This window comes from Mycolicibacterium sp. lyk4-40-TYG-92, assembly GCF_030209435.1.
Taxonomy (GTDB): Bacteria; Actinomycetota; Actinomycetes; order Mycobacteriales; family Mycobacteriaceae; genus Mycobacterium.
In genome coordinates this window covers 146,600-167,033 of the sequence record NZ_JARVRX010000013.1, presented here as the reverse complement: position 1 = coordinate 167,033, position 20,434 = coordinate 146,600, and the positions used below count along the sequence as shown (strand labels likewise).

Genomic DNA, 20,434 nt, shown 5'->3' with positions numbered 1-20,434 from the left:
CCATGCGTGATGCTTCCCTGACCACAGACCTCGGCCGTGTTCTGGTAACCGGCGGGTCTGGCTTCGTCGGTGCCAACCTGGTGACCGAACTGCTCGGCCGCGGCCACCACGTCCGGTCCTTCGACCGGGCGCCGTCGCCGCTGCCGGAGAACCCGAACCTGGAGACGCTGGTCGGCGACATCACCAACCCCGAAGATGTGTCGAAGGCCGTCGCTGATATCGACACGATCATCCACACCGCGGCGATCATCGATCTGATGGGCGGCGCGTCCGTCACCGACGAGTACCGCAACCGCAGTTTCGGCGTGAACGTCGGTGGTACCGAGAACCTGGTGCAGCTGGGCCGGGCCGCAGGCGTCAAGCGCTTCGTCTACACCGCATCGAACAGCGTGGTCATGGGTGGGCAGGACATCCAGAACGGCGACGAGACCATGCCGTACACCGCTCGCTTCAACGACCTGTACACCGAGACCAAGGTCGCCGCCGAGAAGTTCGTGCTGTCACAGAACGGCGTCGACGGCATGCTCACGTGTTCCATCCGGCCCAGCGGCATCTGGGGCCGCGGCGACCAGACCATGTTCCGCAAGGTGTTCGAGAACATCCTCGCCGGCCACGTCAAGGTCCTGGTGGGCAACAAGAACATCAAGCTGGACAACTCCTACGTGCACAACCTGATCCACGGTTTCATCCTGGCGGGCGAGCACCTGGTGCCCGGCGGCACCTCACCCGGGCAGGCGTACTTCATCAACGACGGCGAGCCGCTCAACATGTTCGAGTTCGCCCGTCCCGTCATCACCGCGTGCGGCCGCAAGCTGCCCACGTTCTACGTCTCCGGAAAGCTCGTGCACCGCGTGATGATGGCGTGGCAGTGGCTGCACTTCAGGTTCGCGCTGCCCGAGCCGCTGATCGAGCCGCTGTCGGTGGAGCGCCTCTACCTGAACAACTACTTCTCGATCGCCAAGGCCAAGCGCGACCTGGGCTACGAGCCGCTGTTCAACACTGAGCAGGCCATGAAGGAATGCATGCCGTACTACGTCGACCTCTTCCGCCAGATGGAAGCGGCGGAGGCCAAGTAGTTTCTCCGCGAGGATCTCTGCCGCGCTCAGCGGTAGAGGTGCACCGGGTGCTGTGTTGACTTCTCGATGTTGGCCGACGCCGCCAGGAGCAGGTCGGTACCGAGTGCGATCAGCGCGCGTGCCGCCGCGATCTCCTCGCCGACGAGCGGCGCACTCGGATCTTTGGGATTGCGGTAGGCATCCCCCGTCGTCGTGAGGGTGTCGTCCCGCAGCCGGGCGTGTGCGGATGCGTGGGTGTGGACATCGTCTTCGAAGAACTCGATCTCGACGTGCCACTTGTTGGTCAGATCCTTGTCGTACATGTCGATCACCTTCCCTAGGTAAGCGTGCGCCTCCCGCCGCCCGTTGACCAGTACCGATTTCACCGACCTGCCGAACGGCCGCCGGAATGCCCGACGCACCCGTAAAGTCGAACGGGCACAGGAATTTCCGTTCGATCGAGGAGCTCCGCCATGCCCGACGGCAAACCCAACATCCTGGTCATCTGGGGCGACGACATCGGCATCAGCAACCTGAGTTGTTACAGCGACGGGCTGATGGGCTACCGCACCCCGAACATCGACCGCATCGCCGCCGAGGGCATGCGCTTCACCGACTCCTACGGCGAGCAAAGCTGTACCGCGGGCCGGGCGGCGTTCATCAGCGGACAGAGCGTGTACCGCACCGGGATGAGCAAAGTCGGCGTGCCTGGCGTCGACATCGGTTGGGCCGCAGAGGATCCGACCATCGCCGAACTGCTCAAGCCGCTGGGCTACGCGACCGGCCAGTTCGGCAAGAATCACTTCGGCGACATGAACAAGTACCTGCCGACCGTGCACGGATTCGACGAGTTCTACGGCAACCTCTACCACCTCAACGCGGAGGAGGAACCCGAGCAGTTCGACTACCCGCACAAGGACCAGTTCCCCCGGCTCTACGAGCTCGCGCTGCCGCGCGGCGTCATGGACTGCAAGGCCATCGACGAGGTCTCGACCGAGCCCGACGACGAGAAGTTCGGCCCCGTCGGGAAACAGACGATCGTCGACACCGGCCCACTGACCGCCAAGCGCATGGAGACCATCGACGACGACATCGCCGACCGCACCGTCGAATACATCAAGCGTCAGCACGAAGCCGACACCCCGTTCTTCGTCTGGTGCAACTTCACCCACATGCACCTCTACACGCACGTGAAGCCCGAGAGCAGGGGTCAGGCGGGCAGGTGGCAGTCCGAGTACCACGACGCGATGATCGACCACGACAAGAACGTGGGCACCGTGCTGGATGTGCTCGACGAACTCGGCATCGCCGACGACACCATCGTCATCTACTCCACCGACAACGGCCCACACCGCAATACCTGGCCCGACGGTGGCACGACGCCGTTCCGCAGCGAGAAGAACACCAACTGGGAGGGCGCCTACCGGGTGCCCGAGATGATCCGCTGGCCGGGAAAGATCGCGGCGGGCAGCGTCTCCAACGACATCATCCAACACCACGACTGGCTGCCGACACTGCTGGCCGCCGCGGGCGACCCCGACATCGTCGAGAAGCTCAAGAAGGGACACAAGGCCGGTGCCGACGGGGAGACCGAGTACAAGGTGCACATCGACGGCTTCAACCTGCTGCCGTATCTGATGGGCGAGGTCGAGCACAGCCCGCGGCGTGGGTTCTTCTACTTCAACGACGACGCCCAGCTGGTGGCAATGCGCTTCGAGAACTGGAAAATCGTGTTCGCCGAACAACGGTGCCAGGGCACGTTGCGGATCTGGGCCGAGCCGTTCACCGAACTGCGGGTACCCAAGCTGTTCAACCTACGCACCGACCCCTACGAGTACGCCGACATCACCTCGAACACGTACTACGAATGGTTTCTGCGCCGCGACTTCTTCGTCTTCTACGCGACGGCGATGGCGTCGGCGTTCCTCGATACGTTCAAGGAGTTCCCGCCGCGGCACCCACCGGCCAGCTTCAGCATCGACCAGATCGTCGAGAAACTCGAAGCGTTCCTGGCGGCCGACTAGATGCTGGCGTCCTGGAACGACGGCCCGACGAAGTCGGCGATCGTCGACTTCGTCGGGCGGGTCACCACCGACGGTGCGGATTACGTTGCGCCGCAGGACCGCGTCGCGGTCTTCGACAACGACGGCACGCTGTGGTGCGAGAAGCCGGCCTACGTCCAGCTGGATTTTCTCGTGCGCCGGCTGGCCGCGCAGGCCGCCGCAGACCCGACCCTGACGGACCGGCAGCCGTACGCCGCGGCGGCCGCGGGTGACCTCGAGTGGTTCGGCGACGCCGTCACCAAGCACTACGAGGGCGACGACAGCGAGCTGAAAGTTCTTGCCGCCGGCATTCTTTCGGCCAACGACGCCATCACTGTCGGCGAGCTCACCGAACGGGTAACGGAATTCTTCGCAGCGGTCCGGCATCCGACGCTCGATCGCCCCTACACCGAATGCGGCTACGTGCCGATGATCGAGTTGTTGCGGTACCTGGAGGCGAACGGGTTCACCTGCTACGTCGTCTCCGGCGGCGGACGGGATTTCATGCGGCCCGTCACCGGCAGCATGTACGGCATCCCGCCGGAGCGCGTGGTCGGCAGTTCGGTTGCGCTGCAATACAAGGACGGCGAGTTGTACACCACGTCGCAGCCGGAGTTCCTCGACGACGGCCCGGTGAAACCGGCGCGCATCTGGGGCCGGACGGGACGCCGGCCGATCTTCGCCGCGGGCAATTCCAACGGTGACATCGAGATGCTGGAGTACGCCCGCAGCTTCCGGCTGCTGGTGCTCCACGACGATGCCGAGCGCGAATTCGATTACGTCGCAGGGGCCGAACGGGTACTGGACCTTGCCAAGTCCAAGGGCTGGACCGTAGCGAGCATCCGGAACGACTGGGCCGAGGTGTTCCCGAGTTGAGCCTGGTCTGGATTCCCGGACATACGGCGGTGCTGGGGTCCGACGCGCACTACCCCGAGGAGGCACCGGCCCGCGAGGTCACGGTCGACGGCTTCTGGATTCAGCCGCATCAGGTGACCAACGCGGACTTCGCGGAGTTCGTCGAAGCCACCGGGTACGTCACCGTCGCCGAACGCCCGCTGAACCCCGCCGACTATCCGGGAGCCCCGGTGGAGAATCTGCAGCCGGGCTCCATGGTGTTCCGGCGCACCCCCGGACCCGTCGACCTGCGTCATCTCAGCCAGTGGTGGACGTGGACGCCGGGCGCGTGCTGGAACCACCCGCGGGGCCCGAAGTCGTCGCTGCGGAACCGCGAGCAGCATCCCGTCGTCCATGTGGCGTTCGAGGACGCCGCGGCATACGCCGAGTGGGCCGGGCTGTCGCTGCCCACCGAGATGCAGTGGGAGGTCGCGGCCCGCGGCGGTCTGGACCGCGCCACCTACACCTGGGGGCCCGAACCCGAGCAGCCCGGGCAACGGTTGGCGAACTTCTGGCACGGCGAGTTCCCGTATCTACCGGACACCGGCTACGGCCAGACCACGCAGGTCGGCAGCTTCCCCGCCAACGATTACGGCCTGTTCGACATGGCGGGCAACGTCTGGGAATGGACCACCGACTTCTACGGCGCGACCCGGGACAGCCAACCATGTTGCGCCGCAGACAGTTACGACCCTGACCAACCGGGGACACCGGTACCGCGCCGGGTGATCAAAGGCGGTTCGTTCCTCTGCGCGGACAGCTACTGCCTGCGGTACCGGCCCGCGGCCCGGCGGCCACAGGCAGTCGACACGGGGATGAGTCACATCGGCTTCCGGTGTATACAAATTAGGTAATCTGTTCACTTCTCGCGAATGAGACAGCGGCCACCGCCCAGGAGAAACCAGTGACCACACAGCGCAACGCCCTCATCGTCGGTGGGGCATCCGGTATCGGCTGGGCCTCCGCGCAGGGTCTGGCCGCGCAGGGCTATCGCGTCGTCATCGCCGACCGCAACGCCGAGCTCGCCGACGCCCGTGCTGCCGAGCTCGGCGCAACGCATACGGCCATCGCAGTTGAGGTGACCGACGAAGCATCGGTCGCCGCGGCCTTCGCGCAGGCCGGTGAGCTCGACGCCGTGGTCAGCTGCGCCGGGTTCTCGACCTTCGGACTCATCGTGGACATGCCGGTCGCCGATTTCCGCGCCGTCGTCGACTGCTGTCTGACGGGGTCGTTCATCGTCGCCAAGTACGCCGGCCAACAGCTGCGCGAGGGCGGGTCCCTGGTGTGCATCTCGTCGCTCAACGGCCGCCAGCCGGCCATCGGCATGAGCGCCTACAGTGCCGCCAAGGCCGGCCTGTCGATGCTGACCGAGGTGGCCGCATTGGAATTGGGCCCCAAGGGAATTCGCGTCAACGCCGTCGCACCCGGCTTCGTGCACACCCCGTTGACCGAGGGCGCGGCACTGATCCCCGGCGTCGTCGACGAGTACGTGGAGAACACCGCACTGGGCCGCGCCGGCACGCCCGAGGACATCGCGAACGCCGTGCTGTTCCTGTGCTCGGAGCAGTCGTCATGGATGACGGGCGAGGTGCTCGACCTCAACGGCGGCGCGCACCTCAAGCGCTACCCCGACATCATGAGTCACCTGCTGAAGCTCGCGTCGGGGTAGCCGCCGGCGACAGATCCGACAGAATCACCGTCATGGATACCGCTTTCACGGTCACCCAGAAACGGGCACTCGCCGTCGCGACGGTTCTGGCGGTCGGATTCGGCGCCTACTTCCTGCGCGGGCAGTTCATGCTGGTCGTGGTCGCCGGGGTGGTGGCCTACCTGTTCACCCCGCTGTTCCGGCGGCTGTCGACGCGGCTGAGCACCGGCCTGTCGGCCACCCTGACCCTGCTGGCCGCGCTGTTCATGGTGATCGTGCCGATCGCCGCGGCCGTCACCATCGGCATCGCGCAGATCACCACCATGATCCGGAATGTGTCGGACTGGGTGAGCCGCACCGACATGGGCGCGCTGGGCACCCGCTCACTGCAGGCCGTCAACGATCTGCTGGCGCAAATCCCGTTCCTGCACGACGTGACGCTGACGCGTGAGTCGCTCCAGAAATGGATCATCACATTCGCGCAGCGCGCCGGCGAGTGGGGCCTGAACGTGCTGCAGGACGCCGCCGGCGGGCTGTTCGGTGCACTGGCCGGCGCCGTGATCTTCATCTACGTGTTCATCTCATTGCTGACCAACGGAGACCAGCTGGTTCTGCTGGTCCGGCGGCTCAACCCGCTCGGCGAGGAGGTCACCGACCTGTACCTGGCCAAGATGGGCGCCATGGTGCGCGGCACGGTCCTCGGCCAGTTCGTCATCGCGCTGGCCCAGGGTGTCTCGGGCGCGATCTCGATCTACATCGCCGGCTTCCACGACGGCTTCTTCATCTTCGCGATCCTGCTGAGCGCGTTGTCGGTGATCCCGCTGGGCGGTGGCGTCGTCAGCATCCCGTTCGGAATCGGGCTGGCGCTGTTCGGCAACGTCGGCGGCGGCCTGTTCGTGATCCTGTTCCACGTCCTCGTGGTCACGAACATCGACAACGTGCTCCGGCCCGTCCTGGTGCCCCGGGCGGCCCGGCTGGATTCGGCACTGATGCTGCTGTCGGTCTTCTCCGGAATCGCGATGTTCGGTTTCCTGGGCCTGGTGATCGGCCCGGTGCTGATGATCGTCGTCGTCACCACGATCAGCGTGTATCTCGCCGTCTACAAAGGTGTTCCGTTGAACGAACCGGAACCCGACGAACCCCACGCTCCGGGCCGTCTCGGCCGACTCATCGCCGCGATCCGGGCCCGCCACACGCCACCGGCTACGGCAGCGGCTGCGCCTTCTGCGTCGCCTCAGCCAGAGTCCGATAGTCCGCCGCACTCGCCGAACCACTGACCGCGACCTGCGCCGGGCCGGTCGGCCCGTCGAGCTTGGCCGTCCAGATCGGCTCGGTGCCCTGCTGGTCTTCGCCCGCGCCCTCGTACACCACCCAGTGCACGCCGCCGACGTCCTGCGCACCGGTCGGGTACATGCCGGTGTGGATCGACGACACCAGCTTCTCCTCATCGGCGTTGCTCTGGACCAGCGCCACGAACATGCCGGCGGCGGTCAGATAGCCGACCTTCGAGGTCAGCGCGCGTGCCGGCTGCTTGGTGACGGGGTCGGTGCGGCCGGCTTCGATGGCACCGCGCGACCCGGAATTGGCGTGCCAACCCGACGGCAGCTCCGGCACCCGGATCGGGATGCGTAGCGCGGCCGCGTCGGCCTTGAGCGCCGCCGGGGCGTCGTATTGCGGAGCCGGCCCCTTGCCCGGGCCCTGCGGCGCGAACGAGCACATGCCGAGCATCCCGGCCAGCGCGATACACGCCACCACCAGCGGCGCGATGGACCAGAACATGTCGCGACCGTCCTGCAGCAGCCGGTCCTTCGCCGGGCGCGGCACCGGCACCGACTGGCCCTCGGCTACCGCCTTGGATGCGGACAGCGGCTGGCCCTCGGGTTCCGGGGATGATGACGTCACGGTGCTCAGTATCCCAGCTCCCCCGGGCGCACCGGCTAATGGGACAATCTGCGCATGACGCCTTCGCGCCGGGAAGCCCCAGACCGCAACCTCGCACTCGAACTGGTCCGCGTGACCGAAGCCGGCGCCATGGCCGCCGGCCGTTGGGTCGGCCGTGGCGACAAGGAAGGCGGTGACGGCGCGGCCGTCGACGCCATGCGTGAGCTGGTCAATTCGGTCTCGATGCGCGGTGTCGTGGTCATCGGCGAAGGCGAGAAGGACCACGCGCCGATGCTCTATAACGGCGAAGAGGTCGGCAACGGCGACGGTCCGGACTGCGACTTCGCCGTCGACCCGGTCGACGGGACCACCCTGATGAGCAAGGGCATGCCCAACGCCATCTCGGTGCTGGCCGTCTCCGAACGCGGCACCATGTTCGACCCGTCGGCCGTCTTCTACATGAACAAGATCGCCGTCGGCCCCGACGCGGCCGACGTCATCGATATCACCGTGCCCATCGGCGAGAACATCCGCCGGGTCGCCAAGCGCCTCAACGAGTCGGTCGCCGACGTCACGGTGTGCATCCTGGACCGGCCCCGGCACGCCCAGCTGATCAGCGAGGTCCGCGAGGCCGGCGCCCGCATCCGGCTGATCTCCGACGGCGACGTCGCCGGCGCCATCTCCGCCTGCCGCCCCGAGTCCGGCACCGACATCCTGGCCGGTATCGGCGGCACGCCCGAGGGCATCATCGCCGCGGCCGCCATCCGCTGCATGGGCGGCGCGATCCAGGCCGTCCTCGCCCCCACCGACGACGACGAGCGCCAGCGTGCCCTGGACCGCGGCTACGACCTCGAGCGCGTGCTCACCACCGAAGACCTGGTCGCCGGCGACAACGTCTTCTTCTGCGCCACCGGCGTCACCGACGGCGACCTGCTCAACGGTGTGCGCTACTTCGCCGGCGGTTGCACCACCCAGTCGATCGTGATGCGCTCGAAGTCGGGCACCGTCCGGATGATCGAGGCCTACCACCGGCTGTCCAAGCTCAACGAGTACTCCGCGGTGGACTTCACCGGAGACCTCTCCGCCGCACACCCCCTGCCGTAATTTCCGATCACCTCAAGCAAAGGGAGCACATGTCCGACAACGTTGTCGAAGTCGAGTACCGGATCGAGCACGACACCATGGGTGAAGTCCGGGTGCCGATCAACGCCCTGTGGCGCGCGCAGACGCAGCGGGCGGTGGAGAACTTCCCGATCTCGTTCCGCGGCCTCGAGCGCACCCAGATCCGCGCGCTGGGTCTGCTGAAGGGCGCCTGCGCACAGGTCAACAAGGACCTGGGCCTGCTGGACCCCGAGAAGGCCGACGCCATCATCGCCGCCGCCGGTGAGATTGCCGACGGGCTGCACGACGACCAGTTCCCCATCGACGTGTTCCAGACCGGCTCGGGCACCAGCTCGAACATGAACGCCAACGAGGTCATCGCCTCCATCGCGGCCCGGGGCGGCGTCGAGGTCCACCCCAACGACCACGTCAACATGTCGCAGAGCTCCAACGACACCTTCCCCACCGCGACGCACATCGCGGCCACGGAAGCGGCTGTACGCCACCTGATTCCGGCGCTCGAGGTGCTGCACGAGTCGCTGGCCAACAAGGCCCGCGCCTGGCGCACCGTCGTCAAGTCCGGCCGTACCCACCTCATGGACGCCGTGCCCGTCACCCTCGGCCAGGAGTTCGGTGGCTACGCCCGCCAGATCGAAGCCGGCATCGAGCGCGTCAAGGCGACGCTGCCCCGCCTGGGTGAGCTGGCCATCGGTGGCACCGCCGTCGGCACCGGCCTGAACGCCCCCGACGGCTTCGGCGCCAAGGTCGTCGACGTGCTGGTGAACCAGACCGGCATCGCCGAACTGCGCACCGCCGCAGACTCTTTCGAGGCCCAGGCCGCCCGCGACGGACTCGTCGAGGCGTCCGGTGCGCTCAAGACCATCGCGGTGTCGCTCACCAAGATCGCCAACGACGTGCGCTGGATGGGCTCCGGCCCGCTGACCGGCCTCGGCGAAATCCAGCTGCCCGACCTGCAGCCGGGTAGCTCGATCATGCCGGGCAAGGTGAATCCTGTTCTGCCCGAAGCGGTTACCCAGGTTGCCGCGCAGGTCATCGGCAACGACGCGGCCGTCACCGTCGGCGGCCTGTCGGGCGCCTTCGAGCTGAACGTCTACATCCCGATGATGGCCCGCAACGTGCTGGAGTCCTTCACGCTGCTGTCCAACGTCTCGCGGCTGTTCGCGTCCAAGTGCATCGACGGCCTCGTCGCCAACGAGGACCACCTGCGCACGCTGGCGGAGTCGTCGCCGTCGATCGTGACGCCGCTGAACTCGGCCATCGGCTACGAGGAAGCCGCCAAGGTGGCCAAGGAGGCCCTCAAGGAGAAGAAGACCATCCGGCAGACGGTCATCGACCGCGGCCTGATCGGCGAGAACCTCTCCGAAGCCGAGCTGGACAAGCGCCTGGACGTGCTGGCCATGGCGAAGGTCCGCGACGAGCGCTAGCGCGAGGAGCCTCCAAAGCAGTCGGCGATCAATTTCGCTGCGAAAATGCCCCCTTCTTCGGAAGGGGGCATTTTTGTGCGGTCCGCGGGTCAGCTCACATCGCTGGTGAAGCGAATGTGAACAGCTCCTTACTGGACAGATACTGTCGGGAAACGGGATCCGGCCCGTGTATTTGCGATTGTGTTGCGATGGCGGCCGAGCTCACCGATTCGCACCGAGGTGCCCGGCCGGATGCCGTCCCGTGCATGACGCACGGCCGCTTCCACCTGCCGCACACGCACGCCGGCGAGCCGCTGCCCCAACCCCAGGCCGAGGTCCTCAAACTCGTGACGACAGCACCGGCCCAGCGCAATGCGGATGTCCTGCAGGCCAGGCTGTTCATCGAACTGCTCGAGGACGAACTCGCCGAGTTGCACCTGCAACTCGCGGTGACGGAGCGCCGGGCGGCCAAGCAGGGCGCTGACAAGCATCTCGACGTGCTGCGGCGTCGCGTCGCCGAACTCGTGGCGATGGTCGACGCGATCGTCGACCGCTTCCCTACTGCGTAGCTACTGGCCGTTGTTCGAGCCGCCGGAATTGGCGCCCGGGATGTCGGTGATCGGGATGTTCGGCATCGGCGGCGGCGAGGGGGTGTTGGGCAGCGTCGGAATCTCGGCCGGCGGGATGTCGGTCAGATCGTTGACCGGGGGGCCGTTCTCCCGGCTGCCGTAGCTGGTGCCCGGTTCGCGGTGGCCGATCATGTGGCTGACCGTCACCAGGTGGTAGCCGTTGGCCTTGAGCACGGGGATGAACTGCTGCACCAAGTCGACCGTCGATGAGTAGGTGTCGTGGAACAGGACTACCGAATTCGGCTTGATCTGCGTCATCAGCATGTAGCGGGTGGCCGCGGTGTTGGAGTCGTTGGCCCAGTCGAACGGGATGACGTCCCAGTTGATGTCGGCCAGGCCCTGCTTCTTGGCCTCGGCGAGCACCTGGTCGTTGATCAGGCCACCCGCCGTGCGCACCAGTTTCGGCCGCTGGCCGGTGGCCTTCTCGATGGCGTCGCTGGCCTTGCTGAACTGGCCCGCGATGAACTCCGGCGGGATGGTCGTCATGTTGGGGTGCTCCCAGGTGTGGCTGCCCAGTTCCATCCCGGCGTCGACGACGCGCTTGGCGCCGGCAGGGTTCGCGGCGACCTTGTTGCCGATCTCGAAGAACGTCGCCTTCGCGTCGTTGTCCTGCAGGACCTTCAGCAGCCGGTCGGTGTACGGGCTGGGACCGTCGTCGAACGTGAGCGCGATGCACTTGTACTTGCTGCAGTCGACTTCGTCGGCCTTGGCGACATTGCCGGTCTGACACCCGACCACGACGATCGTCACACCGGCACACACGCCGAGGACGGTTCGCCAATAGGGCCAGGCCTTGTTCTCGCGTCGCACCCAATCACCTTACCGACGCCGCGATTTGTGCACGAAAACCCGTGTTCGGCGCGGAAAATCGTGCACAAATCGCGGCCCGGCTCAGATCACGGCAGGGAGCCGGGGGTGATCTCCTCGAGCATCTCGGTGACCAGCGCGGCAATCGGCGAGCGTTCGCTGCGCATCAGGGTGATGTGCGCGAAGAGCGGGTGGCCCTTGAGCTTCTCGATCACCGCGGCGACACCGTCGTGCCGGCCGACGCGCAGGTTGTCACGCTGGGCGACGTCGTGCGTGAGCACCACCCGGGAACCTGAACCGAGGCGCGAGAGCACCGTCAGCAGCACGTTGCGCTCGAGCGACTGGGCCTCGTCGACGATGACGAACGAGTCGTGCAGCGAGCGGCCGCGAATGTGGGTCAGCGGCAGCACTTCCAGCATGCCGCGGGACAGCACCTCTTCCAGCACGGCCGGGCTGGCCAGGCCTTCCAGGGTGTCGAAGACGGCCTGCGCCCACGGGCCCATCTTCTCGCTCTCGCTGCCCGGCAGGTAGCCGAGGTCTTGTCCGCCAACGGCATACAGCGGTCGGAAGACGACAACCTTGCGCTGGGTACGGCGCTCGAGCACCGCCTCCAGGCCGGCGCACAGGGCCAGCGCCGACTTGCCGGTACCGGCCTTGCCGCCGAGGGACACGATGCCGACGGACTCATCGAGCAGCAGATCGAGGGCGACGCGTTGTTCGGCTGACCTTCCCCGGAGGCCGAACACTTCGCGATCACCGCGGACCAGCTGCACCCGCTTCTCGGCGTTGACCCGGCCCAGCGCGTGCGACGTGCCACCGAGCAGCCGAATTCCGGTGTGGCACGGCAAATCCCGCGCTTCCAGCAGGTCGACCTCGCCGTCGGCGAACAGCATGTCGATGTCTTCGGGCGTGGCGTCCATCTCGGTCATGCCGGTCCAGCCCGACGTGATGACGTCCTGAGCGTGGTACTCGTCGGCGAGCAGACCCACCGCGCCCGCCTTGACGCGCAGCGGAATGTCCTTGCTGACCAAGGTGACTCGCTTGCCCTCGGCCGCGAGGTTGGCGGCGCAGGCCAGGATCCGATGATCGTTCGTGTCGGTACGGAAGCCCGTCGGCAGCACCGACTGGTCGACGTGGTTCAGCTCGACCTGGAGCGTCCCGCCTTGTGTCCCAACAGGAATCGGCTGATCCAGCCGTCCGTGTTCCAGTCGCAAGTCGTCGAACATGCGCAGTGCCTGCCGGGCGAACCAGCCCAGTTCGTGATGGTGGCGTTTACCCTCCAGCTCACTGATGACCACCAGGGGGACAACCACTTCGTGCTCGGCAAAACGCGTGCATGCCCAGGGATCGGACAGCAACACGGAGGTATCGAGCACGTAGGTACGGACCTGCGAATCAGACACGTGGCGCTCCTCGGCCCGTGCGGCCCCACACGAGTACTTCGGTGGACGCAGCGGTACCGGGACCGGGGCCGGTCCCAATCTCTAATCGGGTACCGCCCGGATAGCAGAGCAGTTCGCTAGCCATCACCGGCGACGGTACTCCCGGCTACGGCCCCGCGCTCACTGGCGCGCCGTGACTCTTTTGTGACGTCTAGATGAACTGGGCGAGCGACGGTTCGTCGCTCAGCCCCCACGCCTTGATGCGGTCGGAGATGACGGTGCGCAGCGCCGCGGCGTCGAAGATGCCGGCGTCAGCAACGACCTGGACCTTGTCCTGGTAGGCGTCGATGTCCGCGCCGATGACCTCGAGACCCGCGGCCCGGGCGGCGATGGCGGCAATGGCCTCGTCGCGGTGCGTCTCCAGCAGGTGCGCGACGAGGTTGGCGAAGAACTCCTCGTGCCGCTCTTCGTCACGCGCGATGCGGCCGGCCATGGCGGCCAGCACGGGCTCCTCGATCTGGGCCTGCAGGTTGCGGGTGAAGACGGCGTGCGCGCGCTCGAAGAACGCCATGAAGACCAGCGTCTCGATCTGGCTGAACTTGTCAGCCCGGTAGCCCTTCATGACGTGCTCGACGCGCACGTCCTCGTTGGCGGTCGGGTCGATCTGGCGGGTAACCACGAGGTAATTGCGCAGCGCGATGGCGTGCAGGTGCTCTTCGGCGGTCCAGCGGCCCAGCCAGCGGCCCCACTTGTCCTCGAGGATGAAGTGTTCAACCAGCTCACGGTGGTAGCCCGCGAGGTTGTCCTTGGTGATGAGCAGGATTTCCAGCGCATCGGTGACCGGCTTGGGCAGTGTGACGCCGGAGGCATCCCAGTCGGTGCCGCCGAGGAAGGCGAAGTTCTCGCCCTGCTCGAACGGCACGTAGTCGTGGGCGTACCAGGCTTCCTCAGTCGCGAGGTGCCGGGACAGCTCGGTGTCCACCACGGGCTCGAGCTCGAGGGTCAGTGCGTTGGCAACCGGTTTCACAGCCATGAAAGTAACTGTAACCCGAGTTCACATGTTTTTGAAATCAGCCCCGCCGAAACGTAACCAATGCGCGACGAAGGTGGGGCCTATGACCGAAATCTCACGATCCCAGGGTTACAGGCCCCACGCTCAGCGCGCCAGGATCAGAGCGTCAGACCCGGGTACAGCGGGTTGGCGTCCAGCATCTCGGCCGAGGCCGCACGGACACGGGCGGCGGTGCCGTCGGCCAGCGTGTACTTGGCCTTGGACGGGCCATTCGACGCAGCAGTCGGCTGAGTGTTCGACAGCACATCCACCACCAACTCGGCCACCTTGTCGAACTCGTCGGCGCCGAAACCACGCGTGGTCAGCGCCGGAGTACCGAAGCGGATGCCGCTCGAGTACCAGGCGCCGTTCGGATCGTTCGGGATGGAGTTGCGGTTGGTGACCACACCGGCGTCCAACAGCGCGGACTCGGCCTGCCGGCCCGTCAGCCCGAACGACTGCACGTCCAGCAGCACCAGGTGGTTGTCGGTGCCGCCGGTGACCAGCGTCGCGCCACGCTTGAGGAAGCCCTCGGCCAGCGCCTTGGCGTTATCGGCGACGTTCTGGGCGTAGGTCTGGAACTCGGGCTGGCGGGCCTCGGCCAGCGCCACCGCCTTGGCGGCCATCACGTGCGACAGCGGTCCGCCGAGCACCATCGGGCAGCCCTTGTCGACGGCCGGGGCGTACTCCTCGGTGGCCAGCACCAGGCCACCACGCGGGCCGCGCAGCGACTTGTGCGTCGTCGTGGTCGTGACGTGGGCGTGCGGCACCGGGTCCTCGTCGCCGGTGAACACCTTGCCGGCCACCAGGCCGGCGAAGTGCGCCATGTCGACCAGGAGGGTGGCGCCGACCTCGTCGGCGATCTCACGCATCTTGGCGAAGTTGATCCGGCGCGGGTAGGCCGAGTAGCCGGCCACCAGGATCAGGGGCTTGAACTCGCGGGCGGCAGCGGCGACGGCGTCGTAGTCGATCAGGCCGGTCTTCGGGTCGGTGCCGTAGCTGCGCTGGTGGAACATCTTGCCGGAGATGTTGGGACGGAAGCCGTGCGTCAGGTGGCCGCCGGTGTCCAGCGACATACCCAGCAGGCGCTGGTTGCCCAGCTTGTTGCGCAGCGTCTCCCAGTCCGCTTCGGACAAGTCGTTGACATGCTTGGCGCCCAGCTCGGCGAGGCCGGGGGCCTCGATGCGGGTGGCCAGGATGGCCCAGAAGGCGACCAGGTTGGCATCAATGCCCGAGTGCGGCTGCGCGTAGGCGTACGGCGCGCCGAACAGCTCGCGCGCATGCTCGGCGGCCAGTGCCTCGACGGTGTCGACGTTCTGGCAGGCCGCGTAGAAGCGGTGCCCGACGGTGCCCTCGGCGTACTTGTCGGAGAACCAGGTGCCCATGGTCAGCAGCACGGCCGGCGAAGCGTAGTTCTCGCTGGCGATCAGCTTCAGCGAACTGCGTTGATCCTCAAGCTCTTTGCGGGTCGCGTCGGCGATCCGGGGCTCAACCTGTTCGATGACCCGCAGCGCCGCCTGATAGGCCTCGCTGGCGGTGGCGGCGTAGCCGGCACCTAGGCCGGGCTTGGACACGGAAGCATCAGCGGTCATGCGTTCAGCCTAGTCGGCGGGGGTTTGACGGCCCAAGCGGCCACCGGCGCACGCTCGGCGGCCGCGAGCGTTTGCAAAATACACACGCGGCACGGTGTGTCGTCCGCAGACGCGCACGTTCGCGTCCAAAGAACTAGGCCGTGCGCAGGCTCGACGGGATCAGCGGCTCGTCGAGCAGGCGGCCGAAGCGGGCCGTGAGGCTGACGTCGGCCGGCCGGGCGTCGAGCCAGCCGCGCAGCAGGCGGTACCCCTCGACATAGGTCGACGTGTACGCGCGCCACAGCGGCGACGACAGGAACCGCATCGACTGCCGCGCCCGCTCCGGGCTGGTCAGCAGCCACCGCTGCAGGAAGGCGACCACGTCGTCGGCGTCGCGGTGTTCGTCGTGCAGCATCAGCGCGGCATCCTGGCGGACGTCGGCCAGGGCGGCACTCGCCGTCGAGATCGCCTCTGCGCGTTCACCATCGAAGCGCAGACCCAGGTCCTGGTAGATCTCGGCGGCCCACGCACCCCAGTCCGGTCCGATGGCGGCGTACAGCGCCAGGTCCGCGAGCCCCTCGGCCATCAGGCACTGCGGCGTGTTGACCAGGAAGATCGTCTGCTCGGCCTGGCCGCCCAACTCCACGAGGCCGGCTTCCTTACGGCAGTGCTCGGTGTGGTGACCCGGATACGACTCGTGCGCGACGAGCCGCGGCAGGTTCGACATCTGCTGCTTGAGGTCGGCGTTGACCGCGACCGTCGACCGGTAATTGCCCTCGTAGTAGTTGAAGCCCGACCACGGCTTGTCGGTGACGATCTCGTAGTTGATGGTCTCGCTGTCCGGCAACGGAAAGTCGGCGCGGACCCGGTCGCGCAGCGCGGACGAGAACGCGTAGATGCACTCCTCGAGCCGCTCGGGCGGAATCTCCTCGCCGGATCGGTGGGCCTGCATGCGTTCGACCAGCGGGCCGCTGCCGCCCAGCGCCGCATCCAGCGCCCGGTGCGCCTCGCGGTACCGGTCCTCGTCGCCTTTGACGATGGAGACATCGAAGTAGTCCCGGACCTCGTCGACGAAGCTGACGTCCTCCCCCGCGAACTTGCGGCCCGCGCAGTCCAGGGCCCGCAGATGCGCCTTCAGGTAGTCCGCACGCTGCGGGTCCAGCCCGGAGCCGTCGACCTCGCCGTGCAGCCGGCGGGCCTGCCGGGCCAGCGCCGCGGGGTCCGGCGCGGGTTCGTCGGCAACCTGCTTGCGCAGCGCCGGGTCTCCGGTGAACGAGTCGACGTAGCCCTCCTCGATGCGGTCGAACCGCAGACCGAGCAGCAGATATTCGTGGATCAAGCCGTCAGCGGCGGTGTCGGGAACCGGCATCGGAGTCTGCCCAGCGCTCATACCCGCCCACGTTAGCCGGTACCCCCGCGTTCATCGCCCGGCAATGACTGCAAGACTGGGCACATGCCGCGGCCGAGCGAGCCGAGTCCCTACGTCGAGTTCGACAGGCGCCAATGGCGCGCGCTGCGTATGGCGACTCCCCTGAAACTCACTGCTCATGAACTGCTGGGCCTGCGCGGTATGGGCGAGCAGCTCGACCTGCTGGAAGTCGAAGAGGTCTACCTGCCGCTGGCCCGTCTGATCCACCTGCAGGTCGCCGCTCGGCAGCGCCTCTTCGCCGCGACGGCGGAGTTCCTCGGCGAGCCGCAGCAGAATCCCGACCGCCCGGTGCCGTTCATCATCGGCGTGGCCGGCAGCGTCGCCGTCGGCAAGTCGACCACCGCGCGTGTGCTGCAGGCGCTGCTCGCCCGGTTCGGCCACCACCCGCGCGTCGACCTCGTCACCACCGACGGCTTTCTCTACCCGAACGCCGAGCTCCAGCGACGAAAGATCATGCACCGCAAGGGCTTTCCCGAAAGCTACGACCGTCGCGCGCTGATGCGGTTCGTCACCGCGGTCAAGTCGGGCGCCGACCAGGCGTCCGCCCCGGTGTATTCGCACCTGATCTACGACATCGTGCCCGGCGAGAAGGTCGTCGTCCGGCACCCCGACATCCTGATCATCGAGGGACTCAACGTCCTGCAGACCGGACCGGCCCTGATGATCTCGGACCTGTTCGACTTCTCGGTGTACGTCGACGCCCGCATCGAGGACATCGAGCAGTGGTACGTGTCGCGGTTCCTTGCGATGCGAGCGGGCGCCTTCGCCAATCCGCAGTCGCACTTCCACCACTACTCGACACTGACCGACGAGCAGGCCATCTTCGCCGCCCGCGACATCTGGCAGTCCATCAACCTGCCCAACCTGATCCACAACATCCTGCCGACCCGGCCCCGCGCCACGCTGGTGCTGCGCAAAGACGCCGACCACTCGATCAACCGGCTGCGCCTCCGCAAGCTCTAGCCCGACTTCCCGCGAGCGGCCGTGTCTGTACGCCGACACACGGTCTGTGGCGTGCATTTTGCGGCCGCTCGCGGGCAGTGAGCGTGCAGCTCAGGCGCGGCGGACGCCCGCGTACTGCAGCTCCGCCATTGCCAGCGTGTAGACGGCGCTGACGATCATCATGGCCACCCCCGTCCCTGTCAGCGGCCAGACGTCGTCGACCACCGCCAGCACCGCGGCAATGGTGAAGACCACGTTGGCGATGGCCACCGCGATACCGGGACGCCGCACCGTCGCCATGGTCGAGAGCCCGTAGACGCCGACGCCGTAGACGACGAGGACAGTGGCGAGGACATAGACGGCCGACTGCGGGATGCCGGACTCCACGGCGACGGCGCCGGCCGCGGCCGCCAGGATGACGCCGCCGGTGCCGCTGATAAGGGCGTCGGCACGCAGGGCGAGACGCAGCAGACGGTCGGAGCGGACGCGGGCGGGGGTGGTGAGGGTGGTCATGGGGTTTCCTTTCGTGGGTTGGTGATTTGTGCACGAAAGTCCGCGGATGGCGCGGAAAGTCGTGCACAAATCGCTGGGGGAAGGCCGGCGCGGGGACGTCAACTGCAACCTCTTTCAGCGACGCCCCCGCCCGGCGGGAAGGGAGTCACGCCAGACGGCGCACTCCGAGGTACTGCAGCCAGGCGCAGCCCAGGCCCACTGCCATGACGGCCAGCACCAGGACATTGCCTGCGGCGGTCAGCGGGAGCACTCCGGACGCCAGGATGCCGAGCACCGCGACGGTGCCGATCAGGTTGCCGATCAGCACGCCGGTGCCGACGCGCCGAATCCTGGGCACGGCCGCCAGGACGTAGAGAGCAAACCCCCAGACGACCAACACCGCGCCGATGATCCATTCGGACGTCGCCGACAAGCCCGACATTCGGGACAGCGGATCCGCGGTGAACGCCATCAGCAGGCCGGTCAGCGAGCACAGCGTGCCGTCGACGCGGAGGGCGAAGCGGAGCAGGGAATCGGAACTGTCGGACAGTGGTCGGGTGTGGAGCCCGGGGTTGATTGCGGTCATGGCGGTCGCTCCTTGCGGTGCCGGTTGTGGGACACCCATGACACTGCTCAGATCCCGCTGCCAGATCGACGCCGATTACTGCCAGGCACTGCCAACCGCAGGTCAGCGGCGCAAGGAGCCTAGGTCAACGTTGACACCGGGGTGCCGCGCAAGTCGGCGGCGATCACCCGGGCCGCCGCGTTCTGCCAGTTGTGCAGCGACCGCTGCGGCACCTCGGTGACGAACCACTGCCACGCCTGGCGCGCTACCGGGTCCAGTCCGGCCGCCGTGGCGTTCTGCGCGTAGGCCCGCACGCCGACGACGTACGGGAAGTACAGCGAGTTGTAGTGGCGCCACTGCTCGGTGGTGCCGAAGTCGCCGCCGTCGCGGGGTTTGAGCGCTGCGATCCGATCGGCCAGCAAATCTCTGAGCTCGTTGGCGCGCTCGAGCGGCTGGTCGGGTGCGCCGCGCCGGGCCAGTCGGTCGTCGATGACGGGCAGCGTGGTCAACGGTGACGCGACGAGCTTGGAGAGGTCGGCGTAGTGGCCGAGCGCGCGCCGGGTCAGGCGGACGAACGTCTCGTCGTCGACGTGGTCCAGCGGGTTGGTCGCGCGCAGCGGTAGCGCCGCCTCGGTGCGACGCAGCGCGGCGCGGTCGGCTCGCAGGTCCGGCTCGCGGGCGAACGCCAGCCGGTCCAGCAGCCCGGACAACGGATCGGCCAGCACATTGATGGCGATCGCCACCGCGAGGCTCGTGAACAGCAACACCATGAGCGCCAGGTGCTCGCCGGTGACCGCCAGGCCGATCAGCACCTGACCACCGAACAGCACCGACACCGCCATGCTGCCGACCAGCGAGCGGCGCATGCCCGCACGCAGGGCCTGCCCTTCGTCGAAGGCGTCCCACCACGCCACCGCGATACCGAGCAGCAGCACGTCGAACGCCGCGGACGCCAGCACCAGCCAACTGGGCAGGAGGCCCAGCGGGATCAGCAGAATCGCGTTGCCGAGGCCGAAGAACAACGTCGCCGCCACCACGGGCGGCACGATCTTGCGCGACGACGCACCCCGTCGCAGCCGCCGAACCGCCAGCACCAGTGCAGCGAACGCCGACAGCGCGATGGCCCCGACCATGACCCAGTGCCCGGGCCGCAGCGGCGGGTGTACACCGCCGGAGATCCCGGCTCCGACCAACGCGATGGCTGCCACCGTCGCCACCGCCACAAAGCCCCACCGGCTCCGCGCCGAGTCGACGGGCCGGGACAGCTCGAGCAGCACGGTGAGCCAGGCGATGCCGGGCAGTACGGCCAGATACGCCTCGATGTGACTGAGCGGGCCTGTGGGTGCGTCGCCGGCCAGCCGCACCGCGTCGACCGCGACCACCACGGCGAAGCTGCACAACCCGACCGCGGACCACGCCAGGATGGGCTTACGCGGATCGCGCGCGAGCAGGTACAGCCCCAGCCACCAACTCAGGGCGAAGACCACTGCCGACAGCGCAGCCATGTCTTCAGTTTGGCAC

20 protein-coding genes are annotated in these 20,434 nt (G+C 67.4%); 10 read left to right on the top strand and 10 right to left on the bottom strand.

The window, feature by feature from the left end; genetic code table 11:
- Positions 1–2 precede the first annotated feature (2 nt).
- The gene (locus QRN63_RS19595) at positions 3–1,076 is read left to right on the top strand and encodes a 3-beta-hydroxysteroid dehydrogenase (RefSeq protein WP_267315394.1); all 1,074 of its coding nucleotides are present in this window, start codon (positions 3–5) and stop codon (positions 1,074–1,076) included.
- 26 nt (positions 1,077–1,102) lie between these two features.
- Here QRN63_RS19595 and QRN63_RS19590 read toward each other — a convergent pair whose 3' ends face one another.
- Positions 1,103–1,378, bottom strand: coding sequence for a dsRBD fold-containing protein (locus QRN63_RS19590; RefSeq protein WP_267315395.1), 276 nt, complete (start codon positions 1,376–1,378; stop codon positions 1,103–1,105).
- Positions 1,379–1,528: 150 nt separating this feature from the next.
- On the opposite strand from QRN63_RS19590, the gene QRN63_RS19585 reads away from it, so the two are divergent.
- Genes QRN63_RS19585 through QRN63_RS19565 form a run of 5 tightly spaced genes read left to right on the top strand, consistent with a single transcriptional unit; the run spans position 1,529 to position 6,916 of the window.
- A complete protein-coding gene (locus QRN63_RS19585) occupies positions 1,529–3,079 on the top strand; it encodes an arylsulfatase (protein WP_285032312.1) in 1,551 nt (516 codons plus the stop codon).
- Positions 3,080–3,973 carry an HAD family hydrolase gene (locus tag QRN63_RS19580; protein ID WP_285032310.1) on the top strand — a complete coding sequence of 298 codons (894 nt, stop codon included), beginning with the start codon at positions 3,080–3,082 and terminating at the stop codon, positions 3,971–3,973.
- The gene (locus tag QRN63_RS19575; RefSeq protein ID WP_285032309.1) at positions 3,970–4,845 is read left to right on the top strand and encodes a formylglycine-generating enzyme family protein; all 876 of its coding nucleotides are present in this window, start codon (positions 3,970–3,972) and stop codon (positions 4,843–4,845) included. Before QRN63_RS19580 ends, QRN63_RS19575 begins: the two co-directional genes overlap by 4 nt.
- Positions 4,846–4,895: 50 nt before the next feature.
- Positions 4,896–5,660 carry an SDR family NAD(P)-dependent oxidoreductase gene (locus QRN63_RS19570; RefSeq protein WP_285032308.1) on the top strand — a complete coding sequence of 255 codons (765 nt, stop codon included), beginning with the start codon at positions 4,896–4,898 and terminating at the stop codon, positions 5,658–5,660.
- A 32-nt stretch (positions 5,661–5,692) separates the two neighbouring features.
- Positions 5,693–6,916 (top strand): AI-2E family transporter, encoded by a 1,224-nt coding sequence (locus QRN63_RS19565; protein ID WP_285032307.1) that lies wholly within the window; start codon positions 5,693–5,695, stop codon positions 6,914–6,916.
- Here QRN63_RS19565 and QRN63_RS19560 read toward each other — a convergent pair.
- Entirely contained in the window at positions 6,843–7,541 is a 699-nt protein-coding gene (locus QRN63_RS19560; protein WP_410505992.1) for a DUF4245 domain-containing protein, read from the bottom strand. The two genes, QRN63_RS19565 and QRN63_RS19560, sit on opposite strands and share 74 nt — an antisense overlap.
- A 54-nt stretch (positions 7,542–7,595) precedes the next feature.
- Here QRN63_RS19560 and glpX point away from each other — a divergent pair, with 54 nt between their 5' ends.
- The 3 genes from glpX to QRN63_RS19545 all read left to right on the top strand — a co-directional run bounded on the left by glpX (position 7,596) and on the right by QRN63_RS19545 (position 10,614).
- On the top strand, positions 7,596–8,624 hold the full coding sequence (gene glpX / locus QRN63_RS19555; RefSeq protein ID WP_020099221.1) for a class II fructose-bisphosphatase: 1,029 nt from the start codon (positions 7,596–7,598) through the stop codon (positions 8,622–8,624).
- A gap of 29 nt (positions 8,625–8,653) precedes the next feature.
- The gene (locus tag QRN63_RS19550) at positions 8,654–10,066 is read left to right on the top strand and encodes a class II fumarate hydratase (protein WP_267315419.1); all 1,413 of its coding nucleotides are present in this window, start codon (positions 8,654–8,656) and stop codon (positions 10,064–10,066) included.
- Between the two features lie 188 nt (positions 10,067–10,254).
- A complete protein-coding gene (locus QRN63_RS19545) occupies positions 10,255–10,614 on the top strand; it encodes a hypothetical protein (protein WP_285032306.1) in 360 nt (119 codons plus the stop codon).
- Here the strand turns inward: QRN63_RS19545 and QRN63_RS19540 are convergent, their stop codons facing one another.
- The 5 genes from QRN63_RS19540 to QRN63_RS19520 all read right to left on the bottom strand — a co-directional run bounded on the left by QRN63_RS19540 (position 10,615) and on the right by QRN63_RS19520 (position 16,875).
- Positions 10,615–11,484, bottom strand: a complete 870-nt coding sequence (locus tag QRN63_RS19540) for a polysaccharide deacetylase family protein (protein WP_267315421.1) — start codon at positions 11,482–11,484, stop codon at positions 10,615–10,617.
- 86 nt (positions 11,485–11,570) lie between these two features.
- A complete protein-coding gene (gene phoH2 / locus QRN63_RS19535; RefSeq protein WP_267315422.1) occupies positions 11,571–12,884 on the bottom strand; it encodes an RNA 5'-3' helicase PhoH2 in 1,314 nt (437 codons plus the stop codon).
- Positions 12,885–13,074: 190 nt separating this feature from the next.
- Positions 13,075–13,896: an acyl-ACP desaturase gene (locus tag QRN63_RS19530; RefSeq protein ID WP_267315423.1), complete on the bottom strand. Its 822-nt coding sequence runs from the start codon at positions 13,894–13,896 to the stop codon at positions 13,075–13,077.
- A gap of 137 nt (positions 13,897–14,033) precedes the next feature.
- Positions 14,034–15,506: a glycine hydroxymethyltransferase gene (locus QRN63_RS19525; protein WP_267315424.1), complete on the bottom strand. Its 1,473-nt coding sequence runs from the start codon at positions 15,504–15,506 to the stop codon at positions 14,034–14,036.
- Positions 15,507–15,639: 133 nt separating this feature from the next.
- A complete protein-coding gene (locus QRN63_RS19520) occupies positions 15,640–16,875 on the bottom strand; it encodes a DUF885 domain-containing protein (protein WP_285032305.1) in 1,236 nt (411 codons plus the stop codon).
- Positions 16,876–16,938: 63 nt separating this feature from the next.
- On the opposite strand from QRN63_RS19520, the gene coaA reads away from it, so the two are divergent.
- Positions 16,939–17,877: a type I pantothenate kinase gene (gene coaA / locus QRN63_RS19515; RefSeq protein ID WP_133425516.1), complete on the top strand. Its 939-nt coding sequence runs from the start codon at positions 16,939–16,941 to the stop codon at positions 17,875–17,877.
- 90 nt (positions 17,878–17,967) lie between these two features.
- Here coaA and QRN63_RS19510 read toward each other — a convergent pair whose 3' ends face one another.
- From QRN63_RS19510 to QRN63_RS19500, 3 genes are all read right to left on the bottom strand, one after another.
- Positions 17,968–18,369, bottom strand: a complete 402-nt coding sequence (locus QRN63_RS19510; protein ID WP_285032304.1) for a hypothetical protein — start codon at positions 18,367–18,369, stop codon at positions 17,968–17,970.
- Between the two features lie 145 nt (positions 18,370–18,514).
- Positions 18,515–18,934, bottom strand: coding sequence for a hypothetical protein (locus QRN63_RS19505; protein WP_285032303.1), 420 nt, complete (start codon positions 18,932–18,934; stop codon positions 18,515–18,517).
- Positions 18,935–19,053: 119 nt separating this feature from the next.
- Entirely contained in the window at positions 19,054–20,418 is a 1,365-nt protein-coding gene (locus QRN63_RS19500) for a hypothetical protein (protein WP_285032302.1), read from the bottom strand.
- Positions 20,419–20,434 lie beyond the last annotated feature (16 nt).